The sequence below is a fragment of the Streptomyces sp. NPDC030165 genome (genome assembly GCF_055573595.1).
The window spans coordinates 58,734-64,733 of the sequence record NZ_JBVIBD010000034.1 but is presented as its reverse complement, the minus strand read 5'-3'; the positions used below and the strand labels follow the sequence as shown (position 1 = coordinate 64,733).

The 6,000-nt window shown below is 69.6% G+C and carries 7 protein-coding genes; 5 read left to right on the top strand and 2 right to left on the bottom strand.

Going from position 1 to position 6,000, the window contains the following annotated elements; all coding sequences use genetic code 11:
* Positions 1-489: 489 nt before the first annotated feature.
* Positions 490-1,710 (top strand): DUF2637 domain-containing protein, encoded by a 1,221-nt coding sequence (locus tag ACZ4Z1_RS38610; protein WP_468491365.1) that lies wholly within the window; start codon positions 490-492, stop codon positions 1,708-1,710.
* Positions 1,711-2,185: 475 nt separating this feature from the next.
* Positions 2,186-2,539 (top strand): hypothetical protein, encoded by a 354-nt coding sequence (locus tag ACZ4Z1_RS38605; protein ID WP_468491364.1) that lies wholly within the window; start codon positions 2,186-2,188, stop codon positions 2,537-2,539.
* A 239-nt stretch (positions 2,540-2,778) separates the two neighbouring features.
* Here ACZ4Z1_RS38605 and ACZ4Z1_RS38600 read toward each other — a convergent pair whose 3' ends face one another.
* Positions 2,779-2,958, bottom strand: coding sequence for a hypothetical protein (locus tag ACZ4Z1_RS38600; protein ID WP_468491363.1), 180 nt, complete (start codon positions 2,956-2,958; stop codon positions 2,779-2,781).
* Between the two features lie 267 nt (positions 2,959-3,225).
* Between ACZ4Z1_RS38600 and ACZ4Z1_RS38595 the strand changes: the two genes are divergently transcribed.
* On the top strand, positions 3,226-3,654 hold the full coding sequence (locus tag ACZ4Z1_RS38595; protein ID WP_468491362.1) for a hypothetical protein: 429 nt from the start codon (positions 3,226-3,228) through the stop codon (positions 3,652-3,654).
* Positions 3,651-4,370 (top strand): hypothetical protein, encoded by a 720-nt coding sequence (locus ACZ4Z1_RS38590; protein WP_468491361.1) that lies wholly within the window; start codon positions 3,651-3,653, stop codon positions 4,368-4,370. Before ACZ4Z1_RS38595 ends, ACZ4Z1_RS38590 begins: the two co-directional genes overlap by 4 nt.
* A 59-nt stretch (positions 4,371-4,429) precedes the next feature.
* On the opposite strand, the gene ACZ4Z1_RS38585 is transcribed toward ACZ4Z1_RS38590, so the two are convergent.
* A complete protein-coding gene (locus tag ACZ4Z1_RS38585) occupies positions 4,430-4,792 on the bottom strand; it encodes a hypothetical protein (protein WP_468491360.1) in 363 nt (120 codons plus the stop codon).
* A gap of 546 nt (positions 4,793-5,338) precedes the next feature.
* Between ACZ4Z1_RS38585 and ACZ4Z1_RS38580 the strand changes: the two genes are divergently transcribed.
* Positions 5,339-5,923, top strand: a complete 585-nt coding sequence (locus tag ACZ4Z1_RS38580) for a hypothetical protein (protein WP_468491359.1) — start codon at positions 5,339-5,341, stop codon at positions 5,921-5,923.
* Positions 5,924-6,000: the final 77 nt, after the last annotated feature.

Below are 6,000 nucleotides of genomic sequence, written 5' to 3'. Positions count from 1 at the left end.
CCGCTAGCGCTCAATTCCTCGCGTTGCGAGGAATACAAAACCCAGGAGCGGAGCGCTAAAGCGCCCCGCTATTCAAACCCCTTTCATTTCGCTTCGCGAAATGCCTTCAAGGATTCCCCTCGCTTCGCGAGGGGAATGGGAAATACAGGGCAAAGGTGTGGCTCAAATCGCTTTTCAAGTCCGGGAATTGATCCGCGTTCAAGTGACGGGCCTTCGGTAGTATTCCTAGGGCTTATTGCGTAGCCGCACTCTCACCTTCCGGAGCGATTTGACTCGTGGGGGGTATTTCTTTTAATGATAGGGCATCGTGAGGCTAGTGCGTGGGAATTCTGAGACTTTTTTCGCCTATCTCGGGTGCGCCCGCTTGCCTTTATGGTGTGAGTTCGATACAGTTTTCTCATCAAGTCCCATGTATCCCATGGGTCATGACGACTACCATGAACACTTAGCCGGTCACGGGATCATGACGGGCTGACAGGAGGAGGCAGGATGGAGAGCATTGAAGCGCCGGCCGCCGACGGTGCTGCGGACGTCCAGGAGGAGACCTCCTCCTGGACGATGCCCAAGGTCACCAAGACCGACTGGATCGCCATGATGGCTATCAGCCTGGGCGCGGCAGCCGTCGGGGCCATCGGCTTGTACATGAGCTTCGGCAACGTCACGGCGCACATGAAAGCCGCCGGCGTCCATCACCCCGCACTCGTACCGCTCGCCGTCGACATCTCCATCCCCGTCTTCGGGCTGGCCTACCTCGTCCTGGTCCGGATGGACATGGAGCTGGCCTGGGTCCGCTGGTTCCCCTACGTCCTGACCGGCGTCACCATCTACCTGAACGTCACCTCAACCACGAACGTGACCGCCCAGGTGGCCCACGCCGCCCTGCCCTCCCTCTGGGTCGCCTTCACCGAGATCATGGCCCACGTCTTCCGCGTGCGCCTGAACGTGGTCAGCGGCAAGCGCCCCGACCGTATCCCCCTGAGCCGATGGCTCTACGAGCCCCTGGCCACCTTCCAGATCCAGCGCCACATGCGGCTATGGGACGTCAAGCGCTACAACCGCGGCCTCGCCCTCCGGGCCCAGCGCCTGCGGACGATCGCCGCCCTGCGCCGCCACTACAACGGCCGCCGCTGGCGCTTCACCGCCCCCCTCGACCTCAAGGTCGAACTGCGCCTCGGCACGCTCACCCCGGAGTCCGTAGCCCACTACAAGGAACACGGCGAACTGCCCGGCATCTCCCCGGCCCCGCGGATCGCCCTCAGCCGCAACGAGGGGCCCGCCCCGGCCCCCGCAGAACCGCCGACCGCTCTTCCGGAGCAGCAGCCCGAACAGCGCGAGCTGCAGAACCCCGACGAACAGACCGCCCTGCCTCTGGGCGCCACCAACGAGCCCGAACCCCTCGGCGACACCCCCCAGCAGGCAGTCCAGCCCACCCTCACCGGATCCGTCCTCCCCACACCCACCTCCGCACCCGCCATCGAAACCAGCGAGGAGCGCCAGGAGCGCCAGGAAGCCGAGTCCGCCCGGGCCCGGCAGGACAACTACCAAAAGGCCGTAGAGGTCGTCATGGAATTCGTCCGGCAGCAGCGGCCGTTCAATGGCACGCAAATCGCCGAAGACGACCGGGTACCCGTGGGAGCACGCAGCGCCCAGCGGTACCTGAAGAAAATGGTGGAGGAAGGTCTCGTGCCCCAAGACCTCATCCTCAAGTAGACCAGAACACCCACTAAAGGCGGTAGGCCAGGCATCCGGATGCCTGGCCTACCGCCTTCCATATACCCATCACCTTTCGTGGCAACGAGCGTTGCCACGAAAATGGAAGCCCGAAAGATCACCTGCCAGAGTGACGGCATGACGGATAACCCACTGCCCGAATCTCCCGACCCAGCCACCCACGAAAGCGAGCACCCGACCGAACTCCACCGAGAACCGAACGACAACGCCGGCCCCACCCGGGCCCCGTCGACGTCGGCACCCACGCCCGAGTACGGCGCCCCCGCCCTTCCAGTCACCGGCCGCCGACCACCCGCCAGACGCACCCGAGCGGCCGACGCCGTACCCGCCCACCCGAACGGGCCCTGCCCCTTCGCTTCGTAGCTGCACTCACGTGTGGCTCGTTGAACACGGCATGTGCTCGAACCCCTCACCACGACGCCGGACACCCGCCGATCTGTACGCCGTGGAATGGATGGAAGACCCGACACCGCTGCCCTGCTGGTACTGCAACACCCCGGTCGAACACGACTGCGCCCCGCTCGTCTTCGTCTACCCCACACCGAACGTGAGCGGTGCCGTATGCGACGGCTGCATGTGCGGGGTACCCGAAGCAGTACGGCAGTACTACGACGTCACGCTGATCAGCAACGCCGCCGTGGCCGAGGAAATCACCCGTCTCATGAGCAGCCCAAGCGGACAGGAACTGGCCGTTGAAAAGGTCATGCCCCTCGCCCTCCGAGCGGCCGAAGTCCGGCGGCTGCTCCCCCGCCGTGTAGCGGCTTACCAGGCAGCCCAGGCGTACCTGATCCCCTCACAGCGGCCATGACCCAGGTCAGGCGAGCCCGGCGCACAAGCCGGGGCCCCTACGCGTCGGCAGCGCTGCCGCTGGTCCGGCCCGCTGCCGAGCCCGCTCGCGGTCAGCCGGCGTGGTAGGCCACCCACCACGAACAGCCTGTGCTTGAGCCAGCCGTCAGGACCGTGTGAGTGCGGCCATGCACGTCCGCACCGACTGGCCCGGTTGGAGCGCATGCGTCTCCGGTACAGCTTCTGACCCGTACCGGCGGCCTACTCACCACCTGCGCCCCGCCGCGCGCGGTTCCGGTCCAGGTACCAACTCACCGGCAGCAGCACCAGGCCGGCCAGCGCGGCAGCCGCAGCGGGCGCCACCACGACCAGGCCCAGGCCGCCGAGCAGCACCAGAGTCAGCGCAGCGCCGGTCAGCGGATATCCGCGCCGCGCCAGCACCGCATACGGAGACAGACCCGGCCGCGGCCCGGCAGACCCCACAGCGAACAGCCAACGCCCCCGACATCGTACGAACCTCACCCCTGCCCCCTCGCTCGAACGGTGCTCCTACTGTGACGGTGCGGTCCCGAGCTGCGCCGTCAATGGCCTGCACACTCACCCCAGCGGGGACCGAACAGCCCCCGGCGAAGCAAAACCACCCTCTCCGTTTGTCAAGAAATCTTGCGCAGTATTGTGTTGAGCAAGAATTCTTGCCAAGGTGGTGTCATGACGCAGAACCTGACACCCGACGAGTCGGGCACACCGGAACCGGTCCACCGGACGCCCGGCCTCCCGCGCCTCCCCGCGCCGATGCGCATCCTCAGCCACCGGGAGATGCGCGCCGTGCACGACAGCGTCCGCACCGCCGCCCGGTGCCACGGCGTCCGCGGCGAGGTCGCCGACGAGATCAGCTGGGACGCCCTGGCGGCCGCCGGCCTCTTCCTCCCGCCGCCCGAGCCGGACCCGCACACGTGCAGCGCGCTGTACCTCCCGCACGAAATCGGGGCGTTCTTGCCCGAGATGCTGGGCCAGTGGCAGCAGTGCGAGGACGAGCCCGGCCACCCCGGCGACGTCCACGACAGCGGTGACACCGAATGGCGCGACGGCCAGCCCGGCGCCGTGCCCGCCCGGGCGCAGCCGGAGGTACGGCCGTGACCTGGACCCACCCCGCCGATACCGACCCGCCCCAGCACGAGGGGTACTGCCGGGGGCTGCTGGACGACGGCAGCAACCCCCAGTACCCCCGTCGCGGCGGGTGGGCCGACCGCGAGTTCACCGACAACCCCGAGGCGCCCGGCGGCACATGGAACGGCCCGGACGCCAACGGCCTGCCGATGCCCCAGGCGCTGCAACCGGCGTGCCGGTGCGGCTGGGTCGGGCGGCCCACCCCCTACGACCCGTCCCGCGCGGGCGCGGCCGGCGACGACGCCCGCCAGTACTGGCAGTACGGACACGCGGCCCCGGCCCTGCGTACGCACGTCCCCGAGGACCACCGCACGCTGGTCGCCGAACTCGCGGAGATTCTGGGAGAACTCACCGCCGAGCGCCCCCGCGCCGCCCTGCACGTCGTCCGCCAACTGCGCGACCTCGCCGACCTCGCCGAACCCCTGGCCGTCGCCCACGCCCTGAGCCACAACGTAACCTGGCCGGCCATCGGCGCCGACCTGCATCAGACCCGCCAGGCCGTAAGCGGCCGCTACCTCCAAAAGCCCTCCCGCGACCTCCAAGAGCGCGTCCGCCGCCTCACCGGCGACGACGTCGCCGCCCTGCTCACCGCCGCCCGCACCACCGCCCCCGGCGCCCACCCCCCGGGCCTGAGCGGATGGAAAGACGCCGTCCGCACCGTCCTGGACGACACCACACCGCCCTGAGCTGACAGGACCGGACCACACAGCAGGACGTGCCCCCCCACCGGTGGAGGGGCACGTCCTCATGCGTCGGCAGCGTCGATTCTGCCGCCGGGCCGTCCCGTCTTCGGCGTCGGCTCACAGCCGGCCGGCGCGGACGTGCTGCGGTGGGCGACGCTCAAGCCAGGCTGGGGCCACCAGTACGCACGGTGCACCGTACCGTCAGTGATCTTGATGTCGACGTGGTAGGCCACCCGGCCGTCCGGATAGTCCAGGCGCGCCCTCACCGGCGCGTACCGGCGCACTTCGCGGCCACCGAGGCGGATGCTGACGTACAGGGCCGGTGTGTCACCGGGAGGCCAGCACCATACCCGCGGCGGCGGCCCGTCCCCCTCCTGCCACGGCGGCGCCTGCTCCGGCTCCTCGACCCGCCCGGGCACAGTCACGAAGCGGCCGGCTTCTTGGCCGCACGCTCCTTGGCGGCCCGCTTACAGGCCGGGCACAGAGGGTTCCCACCCACCCCATAACGGTGCGTAGCGGTGAAACACGTTCGGCACCGCCCCTCTTCGCTCTTGGGGTACACGAGGGGGGCATCGGCGGCCGGCGCAGGGGTGGTCATGGTGTCAGTCCTTTCGTGCAACCTTAAAATAACCGCTTCCCCGCCCGAGGCATTCCCGGCCCCGAACACGCAGGCCCGGGCCCGCAGCCGGCGATCTGTTCCCTCACCCGGACGTAGACGGGACTCGCCCCCTCTACGATGAAGGGGGCAGCGCTCTGAACCGCCCTCCAGGGCCGCCAAGTTGGTGCGGCTGCCCCTCGTCCCCGCGCAGGCGGGGCTGACCCGGATACGACCGTGTCCGCACGCACACCGATCCGCGGTACCCGCTCATGCGGAGCTGTTCGTGCCCGCCTCCCCTGCTGTCCGGCGCAGGGACGGCCCCAGCGTGCCCCGCTGGGGCACTGACCCGAGCCCCCGCACGAGAGGCAGTGCCGTGACCGAGCCCGTCCCCGACCCCGCCGAGCAGACCGCCGCCGCCGTGTCGGCCGCCTACCCCGGGCTGCGCCAGGCCCGCCCGTACAGCACCGGCACCCCCCTGCCCGCCGTGCTCCTGGACACCGACCGGACCGCCCGCTACACCTGGGGCGGCTACGACGTGCACGTCACGGTCGGCCCCGAGGACCACCTCAACCGCGAGGACACACACGACACCTCGCTGCAGCGCGAGGTCCGCGCCCATGCCACGCTCCTGGTGCCCAGGGTCGTGGACGCCCAGGTGCGCGGCCACGTCGAATGGGAGATGCGCAACCCGCGCCCGGAGATCTCCTTCCCGGTGGCGTACAGCGCGGCGGCCGCTGATCTTGACGACCCGCGCCTGGCCAGCGCCGTCCTGGCGACGGTGGCACTGGCACTGGACTACACACGAATCGCCACCGAGCACGCCGGGCCCCACGCCGCAGACGCCGCCGAGGAAGCGCAGTGGGAACGTGAGCGCCCCAAGAACGTCCCCCGGACACGGTGGCAGCAGCAGAAACGGGCGGAACGCGACGCCCGCCGCAGGCAGCCGGAGGCACCGTAAGCCCCCACTGCCCCCACTGCCCCCACTGCCCCCACCGTCGGCGGCGGCAGTGGGGGCACGGCCGGCCAGGAAAACGA

Excerpts from the sequence above, each read along its gene's own strand:
- ACZ4Z1_RS38605 (WP_468491364.1), top strand. The coding sequence starts at position 2,186 with ATGGAAGACCCGACACCGCTGCCCTGCTGGTACTGCAACACCCCGGTC.
- ACZ4Z1_RS38610 (WP_468491365.1), top strand. The coding sequence starts at position 490 with ATGGAGAGCATTGAAGCGCCGGCCGCCGACGGTGCTGCGGACGTCCAG.
- ACZ4Z1_RS38595 (WP_468491362.1), top strand. The coding sequence starts at position 3,226 with ATGACGCAGAACCTGACACCCGACGAGTCGGGCACACCGGAACCGGTC.